24 protein-coding genes are annotated in these 24279 nt (G+C 56.3%); 14 read left to right on the forward strand and 10 right to left on the reverse strand.

What is annotated here, in order from left to right; genetic code table 11:
• Positions 1-41: 41 nt before the first annotated feature.
• The 3 genes from ydiJ to BFV67_RS08830 all read left to right on the forward strand — a co-directional run bounded on the left by ydiJ (position 42) and on the right by BFV67_RS08830 (position 3785).
• Positions 42-3098: a D-2-hydroxyglutarate dehydrogenase YdiJ gene (gene ydiJ / locus BFV67_RS08820; protein WP_021241101.1), complete on the forward strand. Its 3057-nt coding sequence runs from the start codon at positions 42-44 to the stop codon at positions 3096-3098.
• Complete coding sequence (gene menI, locus BFV67_RS08825; protein WP_008500638.1) at positions 3095-3505, forward strand: 1,4-dihydroxy-2-naphthoyl-CoA hydrolase; 411 nt, start codon at positions 3095-3097, stop codon at positions 3503-3505. The genes ydiJ and menI overlap by 4 nt, the downstream gene beginning before the upstream one ends.
• Before the next feature lie 85 nt (positions 3506-3590).
• Entirely contained in the window at positions 3591-3785 is a 195-nt protein-coding gene (locus tag BFV67_RS08830) for a YdiH family protein (RefSeq protein ID WP_003857766.1), read from the forward strand.
• Between the two features lie 50 nt (positions 3786-3835).
• On the opposite strand, the gene BFV67_RS08835 is transcribed toward BFV67_RS08830, so the two are convergent.
• From BFV67_RS08835 to ycgZ, 5 genes are all read right to left on the reverse strand, one after another.
• On the reverse strand, positions 3836-4465 hold the full coding sequence (locus tag BFV67_RS08835) for a helix-turn-helix domain-containing protein (protein ID WP_069598161.1): 630 nt from the start codon (positions 4463-4465) through the stop codon (positions 3836-3838).
• Positions 4466-4596: 131 nt separating this feature from the next.
• On the reverse strand, positions 4597-6747 hold the full coding sequence (gene fdhF / locus BFV67_RS08840) for a formate dehydrogenase subunit alpha (RefSeq protein ID WP_023327184.1): 2151 nt from the start codon (positions 6745-6747) through the stop codon (positions 4597-4599).
• Positions 6748-6936: 189 nt separating this feature from the next.
• A complete protein-coding gene (locus BFV67_RS08845) occupies positions 6937-7215 on the reverse strand; it encodes a biofilm/acid-resistance regulator YmgB/AriR (protein ID WP_008500635.1) in 279 nt (92 codons plus the stop codon).
• Positions 7216-7244: 29 nt separating this feature from the next.
• A complete protein-coding gene (locus tag BFV67_RS08850) occupies positions 7245-7565 on the reverse strand; it encodes a hypothetical protein (RefSeq protein WP_021241105.1) in 321 nt (106 codons plus the stop codon).
• Between the two features lie 4 nt (positions 7566-7569).
• Complete coding sequence (ycgZ, locus tag BFV67_RS08855) at positions 7570-7809, reverse strand: regulatory protein YcgZ (protein WP_008500634.1); 240 nt, start codon at positions 7807-7809, stop codon at positions 7570-7572.
• A gap of 340 nt (positions 7810-8149) precedes the next feature.
• Here ycgZ and BFV67_RS08860 point away from each other — a divergent pair, with 340 nt between their 5' ends.
• The 9 genes from BFV67_RS08860 to ldtE all read left to right on the forward strand — a co-directional run bounded on the left by BFV67_RS08860 (position 8150) and on the right by ldtE (position 17229).
• Positions 8150-9370: a diguanylate phosphodiesterase gene (locus BFV67_RS08860; protein ID WP_069598162.1), complete on the forward strand. Its 1221-nt coding sequence runs from the start codon at positions 8150-8152 to the stop codon at positions 9368-9370.
• Positions 9371-9558: 188 nt separating this feature from the next.
• A complete protein-coding gene (locus tag BFV67_RS08865) occupies positions 9559-10287 on the forward strand; it encodes a MerR family transcriptional regulator (protein WP_008500632.1) in 729 nt (242 codons plus the stop codon).
• A gap of 313 nt (positions 10288-10600) precedes the next feature.
• Positions 10601-10969 carry a Fe-S cluster assembly scaffold SufA gene (sufA, locus tag BFV67_RS08870; protein WP_008500631.1) on the forward strand — a complete coding sequence of 123 codons (369 nt, stop codon included), beginning with the start codon at positions 10601-10603 and terminating at the stop codon, positions 10967-10969.
• Between the two features lie 8 nt (positions 10970-10977).
• Positions 10978-12468, forward strand: coding sequence for a Fe-S cluster assembly protein SufB (sufB, locus tag BFV67_RS08875; RefSeq protein ID WP_069598163.1), 1491 nt, complete (start codon positions 10978-10980; stop codon positions 12466-12468).
• 9 nt (positions 12469-12477) lie between these two features.
• A complete protein-coding gene (sufC, locus tag BFV67_RS08880) occupies positions 12478-13224 on the forward strand; it encodes a Fe-S cluster assembly ATPase SufC (protein WP_008500629.1) in 747 nt (248 codons plus the stop codon).
• The gene (sufD, locus tag BFV67_RS08885) at positions 13199-14470 is read left to right on the forward strand and encodes a Fe-S cluster assembly protein SufD (protein WP_069598164.1); all 1272 of its coding nucleotides are present in this window, start codon (positions 13199-13201) and stop codon (positions 14468-14470) included. Before sufC ends, sufD begins: the two co-directional genes overlap by 26 nt.
• Positions 14467-15687, forward strand: a complete 1221-nt coding sequence (gene sufS, locus BFV67_RS08890; RefSeq protein WP_069598165.1) for a cysteine desulfurase SufS — start codon at positions 14467-14469, stop codon at positions 15685-15687. Before sufD ends, sufS begins: the two co-directional genes overlap by 4 nt.
• Before the next feature lie 14 nt (positions 15688-15701).
• Positions 15702-16118: a cysteine desulfuration protein SufE gene (gene sufE, locus BFV67_RS08895; RefSeq protein WP_021241111.1), complete on the forward strand. Its 417-nt coding sequence runs from the start codon at positions 15702-15704 to the stop codon at positions 16116-16118.
• Between the two features lie 97 nt (positions 16119-16215).
• Positions 16216-17229 carry a L,D-transpeptidase LdtE gene (gene ldtE / locus BFV67_RS08900; protein ID WP_045336088.1) on the forward strand — a complete coding sequence of 338 codons (1014 nt, stop codon included), beginning with the start codon at positions 16216-16218 and terminating at the stop codon, positions 17227-17229.
• 60 nt (positions 17230-17289) lie between these two features.
• Here the strand turns inward: ldtE and lpp are convergent, their stop codons facing one another.
• The 5 genes from lpp to BFV67_RS08920 form a co-directional block, all read right to left on the reverse strand.
• On the reverse strand, positions 17290-17526 hold the full coding sequence (lpp, locus tag BFV67_RS08905; RefSeq protein WP_001082307.1) for a murein lipoprotein Lpp: 237 nt from the start codon (positions 17524-17526) through the stop codon (positions 17290-17292).
• A 309-nt stretch (positions 17527-17835) separates the two neighbouring features.
• Positions 17836-19248, reverse strand: coding sequence for a pyruvate kinase PykF (gene pykF / locus BFV67_RS08910; RefSeq protein WP_045284943.1), 1413 nt, complete (start codon positions 19246-19248; stop codon positions 17836-17838).
• A 7-nt stretch (positions 19249-19255) separates the two neighbouring features.
• The gene (gene ynhH / locus BFV67_RS24870; RefSeq protein ID WP_418251755.1) at positions 19256-19552 is read right to left on the reverse strand and encodes a protein YnhH; all 297 of its coding nucleotides are present in this window, start codon (positions 19550-19552) and stop codon (positions 19256-19258) included.
• A 73-nt stretch (positions 19553-19625) separates the two neighbouring features.
• Positions 19626-20771 carry a trans-sulfuration enzyme family protein gene (locus BFV67_RS08915; protein WP_021241113.1) on the reverse strand — a complete coding sequence of 382 codons (1146 nt, stop codon included), beginning with the start codon at positions 20769-20771 and terminating at the stop codon, positions 19626-19628.
• Positions 20772-20782: 11 nt separating this feature from the next.
• Positions 20783-22153, reverse strand: a complete 1371-nt coding sequence (locus BFV67_RS08920; RefSeq protein WP_069598166.1) for a pyridoxal-phosphate dependent enzyme — start codon at positions 22151-22153, stop codon at positions 20783-20785.
• A gap of 400 nt (positions 22154-22553) precedes the next feature.
• Between BFV67_RS08920 and BFV67_RS08925 the strand changes: the two genes are divergently transcribed.
• The gene (locus BFV67_RS08925) at positions 22554-23576 is read left to right on the forward strand and encodes a methionine ABC transporter ATP-binding protein (protein WP_021241114.1); all 1023 of its coding nucleotides are present in this window, start codon (positions 22554-22556) and stop codon (positions 23574-23576) included.
• A complete protein-coding gene (locus BFV67_RS08930) occupies positions 23569-24237 on the forward strand; it encodes a methionine ABC transporter permease (protein ID WP_008500617.1) in 669 nt (222 codons plus the stop codon). The genes BFV67_RS08925 and BFV67_RS08930 overlap by 8 nt, the downstream gene beginning before the upstream one ends.
• Positions 24238-24279 lie beyond the last annotated feature (42 nt).

Here is a 24279-nt window from a genome sequence, read left to right on the forward strand (position 1 = left end):
ACGCAAACGATTTCACATTACTCTAATTAGGGTCGACAGTCATGATCCCACAGATTTCCCAGGCACCCGGCGTCGTTCAGCTGGTGCTTAATTTTTTGCAGGCACTGGAGCAACAGGGTTTTACAGGTGATACCGCCACGAACTATGCCGACAGGCTGACGATGGCAACCGATAACAGTATTTACCAGCTTCTTCCCGATGCCGTCGTTTTCCCTCGTTCTACGGCCGACGTGGCGCTGATTGCCCGACTCGCCACGCAGGAACGCTTTGCCTCGCTGGTCTTTACGCCGCGCGGCGGCGGCACCGGGACCAACGGTCAGGCGCTGAACCAGGGCATTATTGTTGATATGTCGCGCTATATGAACCGCATCATTGAGATCAACCCGGAAGAGGGGTGGGTGCGGGTCGAAGCGGGCGTTATCAAAGATCAGCTTAACCAGTACCTCAAGCCTTACGGCTACTTTTTTGCCCCGGAACTTTCCACCAGTAACCGCGCGACCCTCGGCGGGATGATCAACACGGATGCCTCCGGTCAGGGCTCGCTGGTCTACGGCAAAACCTCCGATCACGTGCTGGGCGTGCGGGCCGTTCTGCTGGGCGGCGATATTCTCGATACGCAGCCGATGCCGGTCGAACTGGCGGAAACGCTGGGTAAAGATAACACCGCCAGCGGACGCATCTACCGTACCGTGCTGGAGCGCTGCCGCGACAACCGCCAGCTTATTCTCGACAAATTCCCCAAACTGAACCGCTTCTTAACGGGCTACGACCTGCGCCACGTCTTCAACGACGACCTGACCCAGTTCGATTTAACCCGCGTGCTCACCGGTTCCGAAGGGACGCTGGCGTTTATCACCGAGGCGCGGCTGGATATCACCCGCCTGCCGAAGGTGCGTCGTCTGGTGAACGTCAAATATGACTCTTTCGACTCCGCGCTGCGCAATGCGCCGTTTATGGTGGAGGCGAAAGCGCTGTCGGTTGAGACGGTCGACTCCAAAGTGCTCAACCTGGCCCGGGAAGATATTGTCTGGCACTCCGTCAGCGATCTCATTACCGACGTGCCGGACAAAGAGATGCTCGGTCTTAACATCGTGGAATTTGCTGGCGACGACGCGGAGCTGATTGAGAGCCAGGTCACCACGCTCTGCCAGCGACTGGATGAGCTGATTTCGCAGGGCGAAGGCGGCGTGATCGGCTGGCAGCTCTGTAACGATCTGGCCGGGATTGAGCGTATCTATGCGATGCGTAAAAAAGCCGTGGGTCTGCTCGGCAATGCGAAAGGGGCCGCGAAGCCCATTCCTTTTGCCGAAGATACCTGCGTGCCGCCTGAGCATCTGGCGGATTATATCGTCGAGTTTCGCGCCCTGCTGGACAGCCACGGCCTGAGCTACGGCATGTTTGGCCACGTCGATGCCGGGGTGCTGCACGTGCGTCCGGCGCTGGATATGTGCGACCCGCAGCAGGAGATCCTGATGAAGCAGATCTCCGACGATGTGGTGGCCTTAACCGCCAAATACGGCGGTCTGCTGTGGGGCGAGCACGGGAAAGGGTTCCGCGCAGAATACAGCCCGGCGTTCTTCGGCGAACAGCTCTATGCGGAGCTGCGCAAGGTGAAAGCGGCTTTCGACCCGCATAACCGCCTCAACCCGGGTAAAATCTGCCCGCCAGAAGGCGTGGACGCCCCCATGCTGCAGGTGGATGCCGTCAAGCGCGGCACCTACGACAGACAGATCCCGATTGCGGTGCGCTCCTCCTGGCGCGGCGCGATGGAGTGCAACGGCAACGGCCTGTGCTTTAACTTTGACGTGAAAAGCCCGATGTGCCCGTCGATGAAAATCACCAGCAACCGCATTCATTCGCCGAAAGGGCGGGCGACGCTGGTGCGCGAGTGGCTGCGTCTGCTGGCGGACCGCGGCGTCGATCCGCTCAGGCTGGAGCAGGAGCTGCCGGAAAAACGGGCCAGCCTGCGCTCGCTGATTGAGCGCACCCGCAACAGCTGGCATGCCAACAAGGGCGAGTATGATTTCTCCCATGAGGTGAAAGAGGCGATGTCCGGCTGTCTGGCCTGTAAAGCCTGCTCTACCCAGTGCCCGATTAAAATCGACGTCCCGGAATTCCGCTCGCGCTTCCTGCAGCTTTACCACACGCGCTACCTCCGCCCGGTGCGCGACCATCTGGTGGCGACGGTAGAGAGCTATGCGCCGCTGATGGCGCGCGCGCCGAAGACCTTCAACTTCTTTATCAACCAGCCGCTGGTGCGCAAGCTTTCCGAAAAGCATATCGGCATGGTCGATCTGCCGCTGCTGTCGGTGCCGTCTCTGCAGCGCCAGCTCGTCGGGCATCGTTCGGCGAACATGACCCTGGAGCAGCTGGAGGCGCTCACGCCCGAGCAAAAAGCGAAGGTGGTGCTGGTGGTGCAGGATCCGTTTACCAGCTACTACGATGCCCAGGTGGTTGCGGACTTCATCCGCCTGTCGGAAAAGCTGGGCTATCAGCCAGTTGTGCTGCCGTTCTCGCCCAACGGCAAGGCGCAGCACATTAAAGGCTTCCTGACGCGCTTTGCGAAGACCGCGCAGAAAACATCTGACTTCTTAAACCGCGTGGCGCAACTCGGGATACCGATGGTCGGCGTCGACCCGGCGCTGGTGCTGTGCTACCGCGATGAATACAGGCAGACGCTGGGCGATAAGCGCGGTGATTTCCACGTCATGCTGGTGCACGAGTGGCTGCCGACGGCCCTGGAAGACAAAGCGGTTCAGGACGTCAGCGGTGAGCCGTGGTATCTGTTCGGACACTGCACGGAAGTCACCGCGCTGCCTGGCGCCCCCGCGCAGTGGGCGTCCGTCTTTGCCCGCTTCGGCGCGAAGCTGGAGAGCGTTAGCGTGGGCTGCTGCGGTATGGCCGGCACGTACGGACACGAAGTGAAAAACCACGCCAACTCGCTCGGCATTTATGAGCTGTCCTGGCATCAGGCGATGCAGCGCTTGCCGCGAAACCGCTGTCTGGCGACGGGATACTCCTGCCGCAGCCAGGTGAAACGGGTAGAGGGTAACGGTGTACGCCACCCATTGCAGGCTTTACTGGAGATAATTGGATGATCTGGAAACGTGCCGTGACGCTGCAGGCGCTGAACGCCATGGGCGAGGGGAATATGGTGGGGCTGCTGGATATCCAGTTCACCCGCATTGGCGACGATGACATTGAGGCCACCATGCCTGTCGATCATCGCACCCATCAGCCGTTTGGTTTATTGCACGGCGGGGCGTCCGTCGTGCTGGCCGAAACCCTGGGCTCGGTGGCGGGGTATCTCTGTACCGAAGGGGAGCAGAAGGTGGTCGGACTCGAGGTGAATGCTAATCATATCCGCTCGGTACGCAGCGGGCGCGTGCGCGGCGTGTGCCGCGCGCTGCACGCCGGCAGTCGCCACCAGGTGTGGCAGATTGACATTCTCGACGAGCAGGATCGCCTGTGCTGCTCTTCAAGGTTGACGACAGCGGTTGTGTAAAGTTTTCAGATGTTTTGCCTTTGGTCAAAAACTAGCCAGAGGGTTGTGATATACTGGTCAGGTTTTGTACATAAGCGAGGACATCATGGATACTGAAATAACCCCAACACAGCTGGCAATTGAATATTTACGTCGCGATAAGAGCAATCTGTCCCCGGCGCAGTACCTGAAAAAGCTGAAACAGCTTGAGCTGGAATTTACAGATTTGCTGGCGCTCTCTTCGAATGAGCTGAAAGAAGAGATCTACTTTGCCTGGCGGTTGGGCGTTCACGTCCATTGAGAGAGTAATGTTGAAAAGGCCGCAACTGCGGCCTTTTTTGTGCCTGAGATTCAGTATTTAGCGGGGAGCTTGTTGATTTTGATAAGCCTGCCTTCTTCCATTTCGATAAATCCGCCGGTTTTCAAATCCGCCAGAATGCGCATCACGCCGCTGCGGGAGAGCTGGGTTTTCTCCCTGATATACTTTTCCGCCGTCACGCTGAGCCGATAACCCTCCTCTTCCTCCGTCAGCTTCATTAACTGCTGGCGAATCATCTCATACGCCGTCGGCGCGCCCTGCGGCATCACGTTGTTATAGAGACGGCTATACACATACATGAGCTGTTGAGAGAGCAGTCCCCAAAGCGCCTTCTCTTGAATAATGGCATTCACCCTTTCTGTGGTGATCGTCCCGATCAGGCACGGGCTGACGGTCTTAAGATAATCACTAAAATAGATATCAGTGAGGTTAGCGAGGCCGAAAACAGCAGGGCTACGGGCCGTAGACAGCATCATGTTATCGCTTCTTCTGTAGACGGCGATGGTTCCTTCAAGAATTAAATAGCACATGCCCTGACCATTGACCTGCAGGTCCAGCCGCTCGCCGCGGGCGGTATGTCGCGTTGTGCAATCAGGTAACAGGTGTGAAATAAGCGCTTGCGCGTGGGGAGAACCCCGCTGAGACTTTTCTGGAAGGGACATGGTTGCCGACAGCCTTAAAAAAAACCTGGCTAATTATAGCGCTTCTCTTTGGGGCGGGTAAGCGAGTTGCTTGTTATTGCATGATACCGTACGCGATTGCCGGGTGGCGGTTACGGCACCCGGCATTTTCCTCAGACGTTCGCCGCACTTATCAGCCGCGACTTCATGGACTGATACGCCGATGCGGCATAGTCCTCTGCCCAGCGCTGGTCCTCAATGGCCTCCAGCTGCACCGCGCAGTACTTCGTTTCCGGGGTTTTGGAGATGGGATCGAGGTTATCCTGGGTTAGCTCGTTGCAGGCGCCAATCCACCACTGATAGGTCATATAAACGGCCCCGGCGTTGATACGCTCGCTGATGCTGGCGCGGGAAATTACTTTCCCCCGGCGGGAGCGCACCCAGACCAGCTGTCCGTCGGTAATGCCCAGCTTGTCCGCATCGGCAGGGTTCATTTGCACCCGACCCGGCTCGTCGGCCAGGCTTTGCAGCGCGGCGCAGTTCCCGGTCATGGAGCGGCAGGAGTAGTGGCCCACCTCGCGGACCGTACAGAGCACCAGCGGGAAATCCGCATCCGGAGTTTCTGCCGGCGCGCGCCACGGTGCGGCAAAGAGCTGCCCTTTACCGCTCGGGGTATCGAACTGATTATCTTTGTACAGGTACGGCGTACCGGGATGATCCAGCGTCGGGCACGGCCATTGAACGTGACCCATCTCGCCCATTTTTTCATACGTCACGCCGTAGAAGAGCGGGCACAGCTCGCGCATCTCGTCCCAGATCTGCTGGTTGGAGTCATAATGCATCGGGTAGCCCATCTCGGTGGCGAGCAGGCTGATGATCTCCCAGTCGCGCTTCACGTTGCCGCTGGCTTCAATGGCTTTGCCAAAACGCTGGAAGCCGCGATCGGCACAGGTAAAGACGCCGCCGTGTTCACCCCATGAGGTAGCCGGAAGCAGAACGTCCGCCACCTCTGCCGTTTTGGTCATAAAGATGTCCTGAACCACGACAAACTCGAGCGCCTCAAAACCGCTGCGCACCAGGCCGAGATCGGCTTCCGTCTGGAGCGGATCTTCTCCCATGATGTAATAGGCTTTGACCTTGCCTTCCAGCGCAAGATGCGGCACTTCGGTAATGCGCGTCCCGACGCGATCGTCCATTTTATTGACATCAATACCCCAGGCATCAGCGAACTTCTGCCGGACCGCCGGGTCGGTCACATCCTGATAGCCGGGGAACATATTCGGCAGGACGCCCATATCGCAGGCACCCTGGACGTTGTTCTGACCGCGCACCGGTCCGACGCCGACGGCGGGGCGACCGAGATTCCCGGTCAGCAGCGCCAGGCTGGACAGCCCTTTGACCACATCAACGGCCTGACCAAACTGGGTCACGCCCATTCCCCACATCACGGTAGCGGAAGGAGCCGCCGCGAACGTGCGCATCGCCTGGCGGACATCACGGGCGGGGATGCCGGTAAGATGTTCAACCTTCTCAGGCGCATAGTCTTTTACCGTTTGCCGGTAGGCCTCAAGCCCTTCCGTAAAGCGCGCCACGTAGCTTTTGTCGTACAGCTCCTCTTCCAGCAGCACATAGCCAAAGGCGTTCACCAGCGCCATGTTGCTGCCATTTTTCAGCTGCAGATGTTGGTCGGCAATACGCGCCGTTTCAATACGCCGCGGATCGCAGACGATAATTTTTGCGCCGTTTTCACGCGCTTTCAGCACGCGGCGGGCAACGATAGGGTGGGAGTCCGCGCAGTTATAGCCAAAGACCAGCAGGCATTTTGAGTTTTCAATATCGTTAATGGAGTTGCTCATCGCGCCGTTGCCGAGCGTTTCCTGTAAACCCGCCACGGACGGGCCATGACAGACGCGCGCGCAGCAGTCCACGTTGTTGGTGTTCAGCACCGCGCGGGCAAACTTTTGCATCACGTAGTTGGTTTCATTGCCGGTGCCGCGAGAGGAGCCGGTGGTCATGATCGACCGCGGCCCGTGCTGCGCTTTAATGCTGCTGAGCCTGTGGGCGGTGTAGCGGATCGCCTCTTCCCAGGTAACGGGGGTGAAGGCTTCGCCTTTGCGGTAGCGGATCATGGGCTGGGTAAGGCGGGGGGTGAGAAGACGGGTGTCGTTGAGGAAGTCCCAGCCGTAAAACCCTTTCAGACATAAGGTGCCCTGGTTTGTGACCCCCTCTGCCGCTTCGGCACGGATGATACGGTTATTTTCAACGACAAGGTTCAATTTACAGCCTGCACCGCAGTACGGGCAGACGCTGGCGATCTTTTTCATCAATAACAGACCTGTTAAGAAATGAAGCAAAGTTGACTGGAAAACCAGTCCCGTATGCGGAGATAAGCAGGAAGCGTGCCAGGTTGGCTTTGCGTGTATTACAGTGTGTTATGGGGGAGGGCGCGTGTCATCGTCAGGCCGATCGTCAGTTTTGACGATGACACGTTAGGGGGCGCGGCGAGCAGGAACTCAGAGATCGTCCATGGTGTAACCCACCACGATTTCCAGCGTCTTACGAATCACATCCGCCTGAACCACGTCGTTGGTGGATTCCAGCGTCTGAATGAGCCAGAGGATGATCGCTTTATTGGAAAGATGACCTTCGGAGGCCAGAACACAGCGTACTGCAGTAGAAAAAATAGCGGACTCTTCAGCAAAACGATCGCCTGCATGGCGGAAATACTCCGCCAGCGCACTGTCTAAAAAAGCAGAGTGATATTCGGGTTGAAGCTGAATATTTTGTCTCATTTGTTCTCACCGTAGCTGTTAAATTGCAGTCAATGTATTTTTTTGGGATCGGACGGTTTTCCACTTCCAAATAACGGCACTACATTGTCTCGGTTATCGTTGAGAGATCCCTCTCTTTTTGTTCGTCCTTGCGCGGTTCTGCGACGTGTAAAGGCGATGCTGTTTGAGCCGATCTCGGCAATCACCATCGCAAGTGTCTCCCGCCGCTGGGGATCCTTTTCATGTTCTTTCATGACCCGCAGACGCTGTAGCAAGCCTTCTGTTGTCACCGGCCCCCGCTCTTTCAGAAGAGAGAGAACGGCTTCACCGATAAGCTGGTCTATCAGTCGGTCTGCGTTACTGCGATTCATATCCTTACCGTTCGAAGAGCAGACCAAGCAGCATGTGGTAATGCTCTTCCTCTTCCGGCCCATCGGCCTTTTCGAGGCGGCTGAGCAATTTTGTACAAAGCGATTTGCGATTAAGGTTTCGCCCGTCGCTGAGAATTTCAACAACCACCTGGCCCAGCGTTTCCTGTTGGGTCGGAAGCGCGGCTTTTTCGAAGTACTGTGCGATTGCTGCTGCGGAATCTGCGACGTAACCTTTCTGCTGCATGTTTCGCTCCTGTAAAATTTTGTAATCAGTAACGTTACATTTAAGGTATACACAATTTCCAAATCTGTACATCTAAAATGTACAGATTTTTAGATTTTTTACGATATATTTAATAAATCATTTATTTTTCATTGTGTTGTGTCAGTGTTGTGAAGGGGGCGGAGTGCAGGATATATTGTACAAAAAGCGCATGTGCTGGTAAGTTGTACAGCCGAGTCAAACGGTCCCATTAACTGCCGTAAATGGTTGAGATGTAAATTATTTGTCAGGCAATTAATGTGCTATAAATGAACATTACCCACGTCTTTCGTGGCCAAAACCCTAACCCCCCAGGAATAGCATGCTCACAACCATCATTTACCGCAGTCATATCTGCGAGGACGTTCCAGTGAAAGCGCTGGAAGCAATGGTCGCTGCTGCAAATCGTAAAAATCGGCAATCCAATGTCACGGGGATCCTGCTGTTTAACGGCACACATTTTTTTCAACTGCTGGAAGGGCCGGTTGAGAACGTGTCGGCTATCTATGAGCAGATCTGCAACGACCCGCGCCACCATAACGTGGTCGAGTTGATGCGCGATCACGGCCCTGTCCGGCGTTTTGGCAACGTGGGTATGGAGCTTTTTGATTTGCGCCACTTCGACAGGGACGAGGTACTGCAGCAGGTGCTCGATAAGGGGACGACACGCTACCAGCTGACGTATAACGACCGCCCTCTGCAGTTTTTCCGCACCTTTGTCGAGGCCACGGAAAAAGCGAACTATTTTGAACTGCCGCCTGCGGACTCATGGGAATTCGTTCGCGAAGAAACGCGCTTGTCCGCGCAGCCTGAGGTGGTCGCGAAAGGGGCGGATTGCAGCTTCGCGTTCCAGCCGATAGTCGATCCGTTTATGCAGCAGGTTGTCTCCTGGGAGGCGCTTCTCCGCACCCCGTCCGGCGACTCGCCGGGGGCCTATTTCGCCAGCCTTTCGCAGGAGGAAGTGTACACCTCTGATTTGCAGAGCAAGCAGGTGGCTCTGTCTATGGCCAGCGCGCTGGGGTTACAGGACCAGACGTTATCCCTGAACCTGCTGCCTATGACGCTGGTTAACATTCCCAACGCCGTGGATTTTCTGCTCACCGCGATTGAAGCAAACGGTTTTGTACCTGAGCAAATCGTGGTGGAGTTCACCGAGAGCGAAGCCATTTCCCGTTTTGATGAATTCACGGATTCGGTCAGGCAGTTAAAAAGCGCGGGTATCAGCGTGACGATCGATCACTTTGGTGCCGGTTTTGCCGGGCTGCAGCTGCTGGCCCACTTCCAGCCTGACAGAATTAAGATTAATCGCGATCTGGTCGCGAACGTGCATAAAAGTGGCCCCCGACAGGCCATCATTCAGGCGATCATCAAATGCTGTTCCTCGCTTGAAATCCAGTTCTGCGCGGTGGGGGTAGAGAAGGCAGAAGAGTGGATGTGGCTGGAGTCTGCGGGAATTTCCCAGTTCCAGGGGCATCTTTTTGCCAGCCCCCGGCACGGCGGTATTCCAGCCATTGCCTGGCCGGAGAAAAAGTTCGAATTGTGATAAAGCTGTACACAATCTGGCAGTCGTTACTGTACGAACGGTAAATTTTATACAACAATGTATTAACAGGTGGATGGGGTGGTAAGCCATTCACCCGTTCAAAATGCGGTCTTAGTTATACAAATGGTTTGTACAATCTGATAAGGTTGGTGCAGTTAGGTATGGAAGTTCTGAGCGTGAGGGAGTTAATGGCCTATTACAGTATCGGCGAAGTGGCCGAACGATGCGGTATCAACCCCGTTACGCTGCGTGCCTGGCAGCGCCGTTATGGATTGTTGAAGCCGCAGCGCAGCGAAGGGGGCCATCGTCAGTTTGACGATGAAGATATCCTGCGTATAGAAGAGATCAAACGCCTGATGAAGAGCGGCGTTTCGGTCGGGAAAGTAAAAGCCTTGCTGGAAAACAAGGAAGTGTTGACTCAGGGCAACTGGGTCTCGTTCCAGGAAGAGATGATGACCGTTCTGCGCTACGCCAGCCCGGCAAAGCTGCGTGCCAAAATTGGTGAGTTCCGCCGCGATCACCCGATAGATTCCCTGATTGACAATATCATTTCTCCCGTCCGTCAGCGGATGAACCAGGACCAAAATACCGTGCGACACATGGCGAGCCTGTTAGACGGTGTCCTGATTGAATTCGCGATTGCAAGCCTGGCGGAGTCCCGTAAGAAAGCCGGTAAAGACGCTCTCCTGATCGGCTGGGAGTGCGATGACCGCACCCATCTGTGGCTCGAAGCCGCGCGCTTAGCGCAGAAGGGCTGGCACATTGACGTCCTGGCAGAACCGATTGATTCGCCGCGTCCTGAACTGTTCCCGGGACAAAAAATCTTCGTCTGGACGGGGAAATCGCCAACGCCTCGACAGCAGGAACAGCTCGACCACTGGCGTGAACAGGGGTTTGCTGTCTCATTTCATCATTAAGTGTAAGAGGCCTTGAGGGCCTTTTTTTATTTTTGTCACTTTCCATGCAAAAGCTATCTCAAAAATAGGCATTTCCAATGCATATTTTACGTTTCTCCTCTCCTGCCCATATGCCACGACAAAATGCATTATTAATCAATGTATTGAACAATTAAATCCATCCTGCCTGCATCCTGCCACAGGGTCTATGCTTAATAAAAGTAGGCAAAAAGGGCGGTTTAGCCGAATGCCCCTGCTGACAGAGGGTTGAAGTGATAATCGTTATCACTAACATGGTGTTATGCCCTGATGGCTTATCAGATGAGGTGGACCTATGGAACTGCATTCAGAAACCTTTAATCCTGCCGATTTTGCCTGGCGCGGGTTAACGCTCACGCCAGCGGCGGCGGCACATATTCACGAGCTGGTGGCGAAAAAGCCCGAGATCCTCGGCGTGCGTTTAGGTGTCAAACAGACCGGCTGCGCAGGTTTCGGTTACGTGCTTGATACCGTCACCGAACCCGAGAAAGATGACCTGGTGTTCGAGACCGACGGCGCAAAACTGTACGTCGCGCTGCAGGCCATGCCCTTTATCGACGGCACCGAAGTGGACTACGTCCGCGAAGGCTTAAACCAGTTATTCAAATTTCATAACCCGAAAGCCCAGAACGAATGCGGCTGCGGCGAAAGCTTTGGGGTATAGGCGGAACTATGTCTCGTAATACTGAAGCAACGAGTGAAGTAAATACCTGGAGCGGCGGGCACCTCAACTATAAAGAGGGGTTCTTCACCCAGCTGCAGACCGATGAGCTGGCAAAAGGCATCAATGAAGATGTCGTGCGGGCGATCTCGGCGAAACGTAACGAGCCCGAGTGGATGCTGGAGTTTCGCCTGAGCGCCTACCGCGCCTGGCTGGAGATGGAAGAGCCCCACTGGCTGAAAGCGCATTATGACAAGCTGAACTATCAGGACTACAGCTACTACTCCGCGCCCTCCTGCGGCAGCTGCGATGTCACCTGCGCCTCGCAGCCCGGCGCGGTGCAGCAAACCGGCGCGGAGAACAGTTTCCTCAGCAAAGAGGTGGAAGAAGCCTTTAACCAACTGGGCGTACCGGTGCGCGAAGGGAAAGAGGTGGCGGTGGACGCTATCTTTGACTCGGTCTCGGTGGCCACCACCTACCGCGAGAAGCTGGCAGAGCAGGGGATCATTTTCTGCTCCTTCGGCGAAGCGATTCACGATCATCCTGAACTGGTGAAAAAGTACATCGGAACCGTGGTGCCCTCTAACGACAACTTCTTTGCGGCGCTTAACGCGGCGGTGGCCTCGGACGGCACCTTTATTTACGTGCCGAAAGGCGTGCGCTGTCCGATGGAGCTTTCCACCTATTTCCGCATTAATGCCGAAAAAACCGGCCAGTTCGAACGTACCATACTGGTCGCGGATGAAGGCAGCTACGTCAGCTACATCGAAGGGTGTTCCGCACCTGTGCGCGACAGCTATCAGCTGCACGCGGCGGTGGTGGAGGTCATCATCCATAAAGACGCCGAGGTGAAATACTCGACGGTGCAAAACTGGTTCCCGGGCGACGGCAATACCGGCGGCATCCTGAACTTCGTGACCAAGCGTGCGCTGTGCGAAGGCGAAAACAGCAAGATGTCGTGGACCCAGTCAGAAACCGGCTCGGCCATCACCTGGAAATACCCGAGCTGCATCCTGCGCGGGGATAACTCCATCGGCGAGTTTTACTCGGTGGCGCTCACCAGCGGTCATCAGCAGGCGGATACCGGTACCAAGATGATCCACATTGGTAAAAACACCAGATCGACCATTATCTCGAAAGGTATCTCCGCCGGACACAGCCAGAACAGCTATCGCGGGCTGGTGAAAATCATGCCGACGGCGACCAATGCGCGAAACTTCACCCAGTGTGACTCGATGCTGATTGGCGCTGACTGCGGGGCGCATACCTTCCCATACGTCGAATGCCGTAATAACACGGCCCAGCTGGAGCACGAGGCGACCACGTCACGGATTGGGGAAGATCAGCTCTTCTACTGCCTGCAGCGCGGGATCAGCGAAGAGGATGCCATCTCGATGATCGTAAACGGCTTCTGTAAGGACGTGTTCTCTGAACTGCCGCTGGAATTTGCCGTTGAAGCCCAGAAACTCCTCGCCATTAGTCTTGAACACAGCGTCGGTTAAGGAAAGCACATGTTAAGCATTAAAGATTTACAGGTCAGCGTAGAAGATAAAGCCATCCTGCGTGGCCTCAATTTTGACGTCAAGCCGGGCGAAGTCCACGCCATCATGGGGCCGAACGGTTCCGGGAAAAGTACGCTTTCTGCGACGCTGGCGGGACGCGAAGATTATGAGGTGACCCACGGCTCGGTCGAATTTAACGGCAAAGATCTGCTGGAGATGTCGCCGGAAGACCGCGCGGGCGAGGGCATCTTTATGGCCTTCCAGTATCCGGTAGAAATCCCCGGCGTCAGCAACCAGTTCTTCCTGCAAACCGCGCTCAACGCGGTGCGGAAATACCGGGGGCTGGAGGCGCTCGACCGCTTCGACTTCCAGGATTTAATGGAAGAGAAAATCAAGCTGCTGAAAATGCCGGAAGATTTGCTCACCCGCTCGGTGAACGTCGGTTTTTCCGGCGGCGAGAAAAAGCGTAACGACATTCTGCAAATGGCGGTGCTGGAGCCCGAGCTGTGCATTCTGGATGAGACCGACTCCGGTCTGGATATCGACGCCCTGAAGATTGTCGCTGACGGGGTGAACGCCCTGCGCGACGGCAAGCGCTCGTTTATTATCGTCACCCACTACCAGCGCATTCTGGACTACATCAAGCCGGATTACGTCCACGTGCTTTACCAGGGACGCATTGTGAAATCCGGTGATTTCACGCTGGTTAAACAACTGGAGGAGCAGGGTTATGGCTGGCTTACCGAACAGCAGTAATGCGCTCCAGCAGTGGCACCGGCTGTTTGAAGCCCAGGGCGGCACGCGCTCTGAGCAGGCGCAACAGCATCTGCAGCAGATGCTGCGTCTTGGCCTGCCGACGCGTAAGCATGAGAACTGGAAGTACACCCCGCTTGATGGCTTGCTGAACGCCGAGTTTGTGACCCGCCTGGCGGATCTCACGCCTGCACAGCGTGACGCGCTGGCAGTGGGCGTGGATGCCGTGCGCCTGGTGTTTGTCGACGGTCAGTTCCGCCCTGAGCTGAGCGACACGCTCCAGGAGAGCGGATTTGAGATTGAGATAAACGACGATCGCCAGCGCCTGAGCGCCCCGGTTCAGCCTGAGGTCTTTCTGCACCTGACCGAAAGCCTGGCCCGCAGCGTGACGCATATCCGCGTGAAGCGTAACCAGCGTCCGGCCAAACCGCTGCTGCTGATGCACATCACTCAGGGTCTGGACGGTGACGAAATCAATACCGCGCACTATCGCCACCATCTTGAGCTGGCGGAGGGGGCGGAGGCCACGGTCATCGAACACTACGTCAGCCTCAATGAGACACGTCACTTTACCGGGTCGCGACTGACGATGAACGTGGCGGCGAATGCCCAGCTACACCACATCAAGCTGGCGTTTGAGAATGCGCAGAGCCACCACTTTGCCCATAACGACATTGTCCTGGGACAGGATGCCGCCGCGTACAGCCACAGCTTCCTGCTCGGCGGGGCGGTGCTGCGCCACAACACCAGCACGCAGCTTAACGGTGAAAACACCACGCTGCGCATCAACAGCCTGGCGATGCCGGTTAAATCAGAAGTGTGTGACACGCGCACCTGGCTGGAACACAACAAAGGCTACTGCAACAGCCGCCAGCTGCATAAAACCATCGTGAGTGATAAAGGGCGTGCGGTGTTTAACGGCCTGATTAACGTGGCGCAGCACGCCATTAAAACCGACGGGCAGATGACCAACAACAATCTGCTGTTAGGTCGCCTGGCGGAGGTGGACACCAAGCCGCAGCTGGAGATCTACGCCGACGACGTGAAGTGCAGCCACGGTGCGACGGTCGGGCGAATCGACGACGAGCAGATGTTCTACCTGCGCTCTCGCGGCATCGACCAGCAGGCGGCGCAGAAAATGATTATCTACGCGTTTGCCGCCGAACTGACGGAAGCGCTGCACGATGGTCAGTTAAAACTGCAGGTGCTGGATCGGATCGGTCAGCGCCTGCCTGGAGGCGAAGCATGAGTTTTCCCGTCGAAAAAGTACGGGCAGATTTCCTGGTTCTGACCCGTGAAGTAAACGGTCTGCCGCTGGCCTACCTGGACAGCGCGGCCAGCGCGCAGAAGCCGAATCAGGTGGTGAATGCCGAAGCCGAGTTCTATCGCCACGGCTATGCCGCCGTGCATCGCGGTATTCACACCCTGAGCGCCGAGGCGACCCAGCGTATGGAAAACGTGCGCACGCAGCTTGCTGCCTTCCTTAACGCCCGCTCGCCGGAAGAACTGGTCTTTGTTCGCGGGACCACCGAAGGGATCAACCTTGTTGCTAACAGCTGGGGCAACGCGCAGGTCCACGCGGGGGATAACATCATCATCACCCAGATGGAGCACCACGCCAATATCGTGCCGTGGCAGATGCTCTGCGAGCGCGTGGGCGCCCAGCTGCGGGTGATCCCGCTAAACGCTGACGGGACGCTTCAGCTTGAGCAGCTTGACCTCTTGCTGGATGACCGCACGCGGCTGGTGGCGGTTACCCAGGTCTCCAACGTGCTGGGGACCGAAAACCCGGTGGCAGAGATCGTCGAGAAGGCCCACCAGGCGGGCGCAAAGGTCCTGATTGACGGCGCGCAGGCGGTGATGCACCACGCGGTTGACGTCCAGGCGCTGGACTGTGATTTCTACGTCTTTTCAGGCCACAAGCTCTACGGGCCGACCGGGATTGGCGTGCTGTATGTGAAAGAAGAGATCCTGCAGGCGATGCCGCCGTGGGAAGGGGGCGGGTCGATGATCGCCACCGTCAGCCTGACGGAAGGCACAACCTACGCGCGCGCCCCGTGGCGTTTTGAGGCGGGCACGCCCAACACCGGGGGCATTATCGGGCTGGGGGCGGCGGTCTCTTACGTCTCTGCCATCGGTCTTGATGCCATTCAGGAGTATGAACAGCTGCTGATGCACTACGCGCTTGCAGAGCTTGCCAGCGTGCCGGATTTGACCCTCTACGGACCTGCCGATCGGCAAGGGGTAATCGCGTTTAATCTTGGGAAACACCACGCCTATGACGTGGGCAGTTTCCTCGATAACTACGGCGTGGCGGTCCGCACCGGGCACCACTGCGCCATGCCGCTGATGGCGTTTTACCAGGTGCCGGCAATGTGCCGCGCATCGCTGGTGATGTACAACACGACGGAAGAGGTCGACAGGCTGGTGGCGGGGCTCAAGCGCATTCACCAGCTGCTGGGCTAACGGAGAGGCAAAAGATGGCAGAGCTGCCGGACAAAGATAAATTGCTGCGCAACTTCTCGCGTTGCGCAAACTGGGAAGAGAAGTATCTCTATATCATCGAGCTGGGACAGCGCTTGCCGCCGCTCGATGAAGAGGCGCACAGCCCGGAAAACAGTATTCAGGGCTGCCAGAGCCAGGTGTGGATTGTGATGGCGCAGTCGGATGATGGCACGATTGAATTGCGCGGCGACAGCGACGCCGCGATTGTAAAAGGGCTTATTGCGGTCGTCTTTAGCCTTTACCAGCAGATGTCGGCGCAGGACATTGTCGCGTTCGATGTTCGTCCGTGGTTTGAAAAAATGGCCTTAACCCAACACCTCACCCCGTCCCGCTCTCAGGGACTGGAAGCGATGATTCGCGCCATCCGCGCCAAAGCTGCAATCCTTAGCTAGACTTACAGAACAGCATTCATTCTGTTTCGCGAGGTGGTTCCCGCCTCGCTGGTTTTTCAGCTTTCTGGCGTTCTGTCAGTGAATAAGGAATCTCAGCATGAAGCGCGCGTCTCTCATTACTCTATTACTCCTCAGTTCGCTCGGCGCCCTTCATTCGGCCCGCGCGATGGACTATCCGTTGCCGCCCGCAGGCAGCCGTCTGATTGGGCAAAATCAAACCTACACGATACAGGAAGGGGATAATAAGCTGCAGACCATCGCCCGCCGGTTTAATACGGCGGCGCAGGTGCTCCTGGAAACCAACAATACCATTGCGCCGGTAAACCCTGCGCCGGGAACCGTGATAACCATTCCGTCGCAAATGCTGTTGCCGGATACGCCCCGCGAGGGGATTGTGGTGAATCTTGCTGAGCTTCGGCTCTACTACTTCCCGCCGGGGCAAAATATTGTTCAGGTTTATCCTCTGGGTATAGGGCAACTGGGGCTGGAAACGCCGGTGACGACCACGCGGGTGAGCCAGAAGATCCCGAATCCCACCTGGACACCCACGCCGGGCATACGAGCACGTTCTCTGGAGCAGGGCATTAAACTGCCTCCGGTGGTCCCTGCCGGGCCAAATAACCCCCTGGGACGCTTCGCACTGCGTTTAGGCGTGGGGAATGGGGAATATCTCATTCATGGCACCAGCGCGCCGGACAGCGTTGGCCTGCGTGTCAGCTCTGGCTGTATGCGGATGAACGCCCCGGACATTAAGGCGCTGTTCGAACAGGTGCGGGTGGGCACGCGGGTGCAGATTATTAATGAACCCGTGAAGTTTTCCGTGGAGCCGGATGGTAAACGCTATATTGAGGTCCACCGTCCGTTGGCGCAGGTAGAAGGGGAAAATCCGCAGGTCTCGCCCATTACCCATTCCGCCGACTTTGCGGCCTTTGTTTCTCAGGCAGGAAGCGATAAGGCGCTGATTGATAAAGCGCTGTCACGTCGTGCCGGGATCCCGGTTATCGTGTCGTCCGGTAGCGGCCCGTCAGCCAGCAATAGCGTGTTGTCGGTGCAGAACAGCCGGGTGTCTGCTGCGGTGGCGGAAGATGAAGGGGAGAGGGTGACGCAGTAGGCGTTTGACGCAGGCAAAAAAAATGGCGCACAATGTGCGCCATTTTATTAACAGGTACTATTACTTACGGTATTTAGTAGCCTGGTTGTCCAGACGCTGGTTAGCGCGAGCTGCGTCGTCTTTAGCAGCCTGAACGTCGGAACGCATTGCGTTCACGTCGTTGCTCAGCTGGTCAACTTTAGCGTTCAGAGTCTGAACGTCAGAAGACAGCTGATCGATTTTAGCGTTGCTGGAGCAACCAGCCAGCAGAGTAGAACCCAGGATTACCGCGCCCAGTACCAGTTTAGTACGATTCATTATTAATACCCTCTAGATTGAGTTAATCTCCATGTAGCGTTACAAGTATTACACAAAGTTTTTTGGGTTGAGAATATTTTTTTGATGGGAATACACCTATTTTTGATCGTTCGCTCAAAGAAGCACCGAATCAGCCCTTTTCGGGCAAAAATCTAAGAAAAAAAAGGCATTTATCATCGGATTCATCTTAGATAATTCGCAATTAAATAGAAAAACCCGATTTGCATTTTGAATGCGTTTGGCTAATGCCGGGAATAAAAAAAGCGCCCAATGGGCGCTTTTTATCCAAATTAATTCGTTCGGGAATTATTACAGCACGTGAACAGATGCGGTATTGGTGGTGCCGCTTGGTACCAGGGCGCCAGAAACCATTACCACAACGTCGCCTTTCTGCGCCAGACCGCTTTCCAGAGCCAGTGCTTTACCCTGAATGTAGAAATCGTCAGTAGAGGCGATCTCTTTAACCAGGTGCGCAACGACGCCTTTGCTCAGCACCAGCTGACGAGCGGTGGTTTCGTTGGTGGTCAGGGCCAGGATGGTCGCATCCGGGAAGTATTTACGCACGGCGCGCGCAGATTTACCGCCCTGAGTAGCAACCACAATCAGTGGTGCTTCCAGTTTCTCAGCAGTTTCTACCGCACCGCGGCATACTGCTTCGGTGATACGCAGCTTGCGGCTGTCGTTGTTGAAGTCCAGACGGCTGGTCATCACGCGGTCAGTACGTTCACAGATGGTCGCCATGATGCCGACCGCTTCCAGCGGGTATTTACCTTTCGCGGATTCACCGGACAGCATTACTGCGTCAGTACCGTCGAGAATGGCGTTCGCCACGTCGCCTGCTTCAGCGCGGGTTGGGCGTGGGTTTTTGATCATGGAGTCCAGCATCTGCGTGGCGGTGATAACCACTTTACGCGCGCGCACACACTTCTCGATCATCATCTTCTGCGCGAAGATCACTTCTTCAACAGGGATTTCTACGCCCAGGTCACCACGTGCAACCATGATGCCGTCAGACGCTTCGAGGATTTCGTCGAAGTTGTTCAGGCCTTCCTGGTTTTCGATTTTGGAGATGATCTGGATCTTCTCGCCGCCGTGTGCTTTCAGGTGCTCACGGATTTCAACCACGTCGGAACGCTTACGGATGAAGGAGGCCGCGACGAAGTCAACGCCTTGCTCGCAGCCGAAGATCAGGTCCTGTTTGTCTTTTTCAGCCAGGGCTGGCAGCGCGATGGAGACGCCCGGCAGGTTAACGCCTTTGTTTTCGCCCAGGTCGCCGTTGTTCAGCACTTTACAGATAACTTTGTTGCCTTCGATAGCGGTGACTTCCATACCGATCAGGCCATCGTCGACCAGCACGGTGTTACCAACGGACAGATCGCTGGTGAAGCCTTCGTAGGTCACTGCAACGATTTCGCTGTTGCCGACCACGGATTTGTCGGTGGTGAAGGTGAAGGTCTGGCCCGCTTTCAGAGAGACGTCGTTACCGCCTTCCAGCTTGATGGTACGGATTTCTGGACCTTTGGTATCCAGCAGGATGGCCGCTTTTTTACCGGTCTTGCTCATCACGTTGCGCAAGTTCTGGATGCGCTGGCCGTGTTCTGCGTAGTCGCCGTGGGAGAAGTTCAGACGCATCACGTTCATGCCGGCATCCAGCATTTTGCTCAGCATCTCTTCAGATTCGGTTTTCGGGCCGATAGTACAAACAATTTTCGTCTTTTTCATGACAGTCTTAGTCTTTAAGTTGGGAAGGATATGGAAATCTCGCTCCGGGGGCGCACCGCCGCGGAGTCAAACCTGTGTTGCAAAAGAGTATATGACACGCACTAAGGATAGGAGACATCAAATGAGCGTGCAGAAGAAAGTGTGCCTGAGTGACAGCCCAACGAAGGAGAGGAGAAGTTGTACGTTGTTTTTTGTATTCCAAGCGCTGAAACCATTCACCAGGGATTAGGCGCGCATTATACGCTGATTTTAAGATAAAAGGAAAATGGAAACGGTGTTTCAGAAATAATCTGTGCTGTTTCACATAATATTGTTATCAAGGCGTTAAGCCATGATGACAACTTATCGCGGCAGGTGAGGGACCTGCCGCACTTTGCTTATTTTTGCAGCGCCTGGCTGAGGTCGGCAATCAGGTCTTTAGGATCTTCAATCCCCACCGACAGGCGGATCAGCTGCGGCACAATGCCGTTCGCAAGACGTTGCTCAAGCGGAATTGAGGCGTGGGTCATGCTGTAAGGCTGGCTCACCAGACTTTCCACGCCGCCCAGGCTTTCCGCAAGGGTGAACAACTTCAGGTTGCGAATCACCTCGGTGGCGCGTTGCGCATCGCCTTTTACCACGACGGAAATCATGCCACCGGGCAGCGCCATCTGCGTGCGGGCAAGCTGATACTGCGGATGCGATTCCAGTCCTGGATAGTACACGTTTTCGACCAGCGGATGCTGCTCCAGCCATTGCGCAATGGCCAGCGCGTTGGTGCTGTGCTTTTCGACCCTCAGCGCGAGCGTGCGAATACCGCGCAGCGTCAGGAAGCTGCTGAACGGATCCAGAACGCCGCCCACCGCGTTCTGCAGATAGCCGAGCTTGTCCGCCAGCGCCTTGTTATCGCCCACCACCGCCAGCCCGGCGACGACGTCAGAGTGGCCGTTAAGGTATTTAGTGGCCGAGTGCACCACGATATCGAAACCGGACTCCAGCGGACGGTGGATCACCGGCGACGCGAAGGTGTTATCCGCCACGCTGATGACGTTATGACGACGGGCGATCGCCGCGATGGCCGCCAGATCGGCCAGCTTCAGCAGCGGGTTGGTTGGCGTTTCGACCCAGACCATACGCGTTTCCGGGCGAATGGCGGCCTCGAGCCCGGCCAGGTCGTCCGGTTTGACCCAGCTGACCTGCAGCCCGGTGCTGCGCTTGCGCACGTTTTCAATCAGGCGGTACGTCCCGCCGTATACGTCATCAATGGCGACAATATGGCTGTCTTTATCCAGCAGTTCGAGCACCGTGGAGATGGCCGCCAGACCGGAAGCGAAGGCGTAGCCGCGCGTGCCGCCCTCCAGTTCGGCGATGGCGGTTTCCAGCGCATGGCGAGTGGGGTTGCCGCTGCGGGAGTACTCATAGCCGGTATGCTCCCCGGGCGCGGGTTGCGCAAACGTCGAGGTGGCGTAAATCGGCGGCATGACGGCCCCGTGCTGGTCGTTAAATTCGCCGCTGTGAACGCTGAGGGTGGCCAGATTTTTCATCATTGATTCCTTTATTGCTGTAGACGGTTGCGCCAGGCGGTCAGAACGTCGCTGCGCGTAATCAGACCGAGAAAACGGTCGTTGTCATTAATGACGGCCACAAGGCCGCGGTCGAAGATGGCGTGCAGGGCGCTTTCCGGCGCGTGCTTGTCAAGGAACTCGACCTGACGCGTCATGGCTGCCGTCACCGGCAGCGCGAAGCGATCGCCGTCGCCGCCGATATGTCGCAGGAGATCCCACTCGTCGATAATGCCCACCACCTTGCCGTTCTCCAGCACCGGCAGCTGGGAGATGTCATACAGACGCATGCGCGCCAGGACGGTGGAGAGCGTGTCGTCCGGGGCAGCGGTAACGGTAGCGCCTTCATCGTGGCGCAGGGCGATGTAATCAGAGAGATCGCCGGCCTGAGGACGCGTGATGAGCCCCTGCTGTCGCATCCAGTCGTCGTTGAACATCTTCGAGAGATATTTATTGCCGCTGTCGCAGGCGAAGGTCACCACGCGCTTCGGTGTGCTCTGCGCCTGGCAATATTTCAGCGCGGCCGCCAGCAGCGTGCCGCTGGAGGAGCCCGCCAGAATGCCTTCCGTTTTCAGCAGCTCGCGCGCGGTGGTGAACGCTTCGCGGTCGGTGATGCGCCAGGCGCGATTCACCCCTTCAATGTGGGCCAGCGGAGGAATAAAGTCTTCGCCAATTCCCTCAACCAGCCAGGAGCCCGCGTCGTGGTAGCGTCCGGTTTCCACCTGGTCGGCGAGAACGGATCCGGCCGGGTCAGCCAGGACAAATTCCGTGTGCGGAGAGTGCTCGGCGAACCACGCCTGCAGGCCGCCCAGCGTGCCGCCTGAGCCGACACCCACGACGATGGCGTCGATCCTGCCGTCAAGCTGTTCATACAGCTCAGGCGCCGTGGTGGTGCGGTGCGCCAGCGGGTTGGCTTCGTTGTTGAACTGGTCGATGTAAAACGCGCCCGGCAGTTCGTTCGCCAGACGCTGGGCGTAATCCTGGTAATAGGCAGGATGGCCTTTGTTGACGTCGGAGCGGGTCAGCACCACCTGGGCACCCAGCGCGCGCAGGTGGAAAATCTTCTCGCGGCTCATTTTGTCCGGCACCACCAGGATCAGCGAGTAGCCTTTCTGGGCGGCGATCAGGGCCAGGCCGAGACCGGTATTGCCCGCCGTGGCCTCAATTATCGTGCCGCCAGGCTGCAGCTGGCCGGTACGTTCCGCTTCGTTAATCATCGACAGCGCAACGCGATCCTTAATCGACCCGCCCGGATTCTGGTTTTCCAGCTTCAGAAAGAGCGAGCAGGGACCGGTATCAAGCTTATGCAGCTGGATCAGCGGGGTACGACCAATCAGTTCGGTGACGGAGTGATAAATCGTCATGATGTTTTCCTTTCTGGATGTCATGACGGGATGATAGGGCGGTGAAATTTTCTCAAGAAAGAACCATTCACTGCTTTTTAGAACAGAAAGGAATATAAATGATGTTTTTGGATGTCAGGACAGCAAGACGTAAAGTTGTCTGGATGTGAGGATGGCTATATCCGCATAAAATGCTGCAAAAATGAGCGTTTTTGCAGGGTGTCAGCCAGCAGATATGCATCCGGCAGATAATCATTGCTGAAATTGGTCTAAATGCTTCCCACCCGGTAAATCCGCTGTTTATTTCGGAAAGTTATAACACATTCTTTTTTGTTCATTTAAAAGCTGGTAACGGCTGTTTACTATCGTTTGGACATCCATACTGCTAAACCGCCGCGGGCGGCACGGATAACGAATAAGAATGATAGTTCTCAGCAATATTTCGAAGGTTTTTGACAACGGAAAGGTGGCGCTCACGGCCGTTGATAACGTCAATTTGACGATAGCACAGGGACAGATATACGGGATCATCGGTTACAGCGGCGCAGGTAAAAGTACGCTTATTCGCTTGCTCAACGGGCTGGAAAAACCGAGCAGCGGCAGCGTAACCATCAACGGGCAGAACATTTCTGCCGCAAAAGGTGAAGCCCTGCGCCAGGCGCGTCTGAAGATCAGCATGGTGTTTCAGCACTTCAACCTGCTGTGGTCGCGCACGGTCAGCGAGAATATTGCGTTCTCGATGCAAATTGCTGGCGTACCGAAAGCCGACATTAAGGCCCGCGTGGCCGAGCTTATTGAACTCGTTGGCCTGAAAGGTCGCGAGCATGCCTATCCGTCACAGCTGAGCGGTGGGCAAAAGCAGCGCGTGGGCATTGCGCGTGCGCTGGCTAATCGCCCGGATGTGCTGCTCTGCGATGAAGCCACCTCCGCGCTTGACCCGCAGACCACCGATCAGATCCTCGATCTGCTGCTGGATATTAACCGTCGTTTCAGGCTGACCATCGTGCTGATCACGCACGAGATGCACGTGGTGCGCAAAATCTGCGACCGCGTGGCGGTGATGGAGAACGGTAAAGTGGTGGAAGAGGGCGACGTGTTAAGCGTCTTTACCCATCCGCAGCAGCCGATTACGCAGCAGTTTGTCCGTCAGGTGAGCCAGTACGCTGAAGAAGAAACCTTCAATACCGAACTGGCAAACGATCTGGAAGGTACGGTCATCAGGCTGACCTTTACCGGGCACAGCACGCACAAACCGATTGTGGGCGAACTGACGCTGCGCTACGGCCTGCCGTTTAACATCCTGCACGGAAAAATGACCCAAACCGCTCACGGCGTGTTTGGTCAACTCTGGGTGCACGTCGTGGCATCTGATGAACAACTGAACAATATCCTCGCCGACCTGCAGCACAGCGATATTGAAGGCGAGGTGATTAAACATGGCTGAGAATCTCTTTCCGCATCTCAAGTGGGATCAGCTCTGGGCGGCGACGCTGGAGACGCTGTACATGACCGCGCTTTCCGGCGTGGCGACCTTTGTATTAGGCATCGTGCTGGGTCTGGCGCTGTTTTTAACCGCGCGCGGCGGATTGTTCCACAACCGCACGGTGTATAGCGTCATTTCGATTGTGGTGAACGTGTTCCGCTCGATTCCGTTCATCATTTTGATTGTGCTGCTGATCCCGTTCACCAAGACCGTTGTCGGCACCATTCTTGGCGCCAACGCGGCGCTGCCGGCCCTGATTGTGGGGGCTGCACCGTTCTACGCACGCCTCGTGGAGATCGCCCTGCGTGAAGTGGATAAAGGCGTCATCGAAGCCACACGCTCGATGGGCGCACGACTGAGCACGCTCGTGTTTCGGGTTTTACTGCCGGAATCATCACCCGCACTGGTCTCGGGTATTACGGTGACGCTGATTGCGCTGGTGAGCTACAGCGCGATGGCGGGGGTGATTGGCGCCGGTGGTTTGGGAAATCTGGCTTATCTGGAAGGATTCCAGCGCAACCATGGTGACGTCACGCTGGTGGCAACGGTGACCATTCTGATCATCGTTTTCATTATCCAGTTCTGCGGCGATGTCATTACTTCACTGTTAGATAAACGCTAATACCTGTCATATTTCGAGCCTCAGGCGCGTTGGCTGCATTCG

The organism is Enterobacter roggenkampii (assembly GCF_001729805.1).
Lineage (GTDB): Bacteria > Pseudomonadota > Gammaproteobacteria > Enterobacterales > Enterobacteriaceae > Enterobacter > Enterobacter roggenkampii.

What these genes read in the sequence shown, in the direction of transcription:
- lpp (WP_001082307.1), bottom strand. Translation starts at nt 17,526, where the DNA reads ATGAATCGTACTAAACTGGTACTGGGCGCGGTAATCCTGGGTTCTACT.
- BFV67_RS08865 (WP_008500632.1), top strand. Translation starts at nt 9,559, where the DNA reads ATGGCCTATTACAGTATCGGCGAAGTGGCCGAACGATGCGGTATCAAC.
- sufS (WP_069598165.1), top strand. Translation starts at nt 14,467, where the DNA reads ATGAGTTTTCCCGTCGAAAAAGTACGGGCAGATTTCCTGGTTCTGACC.
- sufD (WP_069598164.1), top strand. Translation starts at nt 13,199, where the DNA reads ATGGCTGGCTTACCGAACAGCAGTAATGCGCTCCAGCAGTGGCACCGG.
- menI (WP_008500638.1), top strand. Translation starts at nt 3,095, where the DNA reads ATGATCTGGAAACGTGCCGTGACGCTGCAGGCGCTGAACGCCATGGGC.
- BFV67_RS08850 (WP_021241105.1), bottom strand. Translation starts at nt 7,565, where the DNA reads ATGAATCGCAGTAACGCAGACCGACTGATAGACCAGCTTATCGGTGAA.
- BFV67_RS08835 (WP_069598161.1), bottom strand. Translation starts at nt 4,465, where the DNA reads ATGTCCCTTCCAGAAAAGTCTCAGCGGGGTTCTCCCCACGCGCAAGCG.
- ydiJ (WP_021241101.1), top strand. Translation starts at nt 42, where the DNA reads ATGATCCCACAGATTTCCCAGGCACCCGGCGTCGTTCAGCTGGTGCTT.
- sufE (WP_021241111.1), top strand. Translation starts at nt 15,702, where the DNA reads ATGGCAGAGCTGCCGGACAAAGATAAATTGCTGCGCAACTTCTCGCGT.
- BFV67_RS08920 (WP_069598166.1), bottom strand. Translation starts at nt 22,153, where the DNA reads ATGACGATTTATCACTCCGTCACCGAACTGATTGGTCGTACCCCGCTG.
- sufB (WP_069598163.1), top strand. Translation starts at nt 10,978, where the DNA reads ATGTCTCGTAATACTGAAGCAACGAGTGAAGTAAATACCTGGAGCGGC.
- sufC (WP_008500629.1), top strand. Translation starts at nt 12,478, where the DNA reads ATGTTAAGCATTAAAGATTTACAGGTCAGCGTAGAAGATAAAGCCATC.
- sufA (WP_008500631.1), top strand. Translation starts at nt 10,601, where the DNA reads ATGGAACTGCATTCAGAAACCTTTAATCCTGCCGATTTTGCCTGGCGC.
- BFV67_RS08930 (WP_008500617.1), top strand. Translation starts at nt 23,569, where the DNA reads ATGGCTGAGAATCTCTTTCCGCATCTCAAGTGGGATCAGCTCTGGGCG.
- fdhF (WP_023327184.1), bottom strand. Translation starts at nt 6,747, where the DNA reads ATGAAAAAGATCGCCAGCGTCTGCCCGTACTGCGGTGCAGGCTGTAAA.
- BFV67_RS08845 (WP_008500635.1), bottom strand. Translation starts at nt 7,215, where the DNA reads ATGAGACAAAATATTCAGCTTCAACCCGAATATCACTCTGCTTTTTTA.
- ycgZ (WP_008500634.1), bottom strand. Translation starts at nt 7,809, where the DNA reads ATGCAGCAGAAAGGTTACGTCGCAGATTCCGCAGCAGCAATCGCACAG.
- BFV67_RS08860 (WP_069598162.1), top strand. Translation starts at nt 8,150, where the DNA reads ATGCTCACAACCATCATTTACCGCAGTCATATCTGCGAGGACGTTCCA.
- ldtE (WP_045336088.1), top strand. Translation starts at nt 16,216, where the DNA reads ATGAAGCGCGCGTCTCTCATTACTCTATTACTCCTCAGTTCGCTCGGC.
- BFV67_RS08925 (WP_021241114.1), top strand. Translation starts at nt 22,554, where the DNA reads ATGATAGTTCTCAGCAATATTTCGAAGGTTTTTGACAACGGAAAGGTG.
- BFV67_RS08830 (WP_003857766.1), top strand. Translation starts at nt 3,591, where the DNA reads ATGGATACTGAAATAACCCCAACACAGCTGGCAATTGAATATTTACGT.
- BFV67_RS08915 (WP_021241113.1), bottom strand. Translation starts at nt 20,771, where the DNA reads ATGAAAAATCTGGCCACCCTCAGCGTTCACAGCGGCGAATTTAACGAC.
- pykF (WP_045284943.1), bottom strand. Translation starts at nt 19,248, where the DNA reads ATGAAAAAGACGAAAATTGTTTGTACTATCGGCCCGAAAACCGAATCT.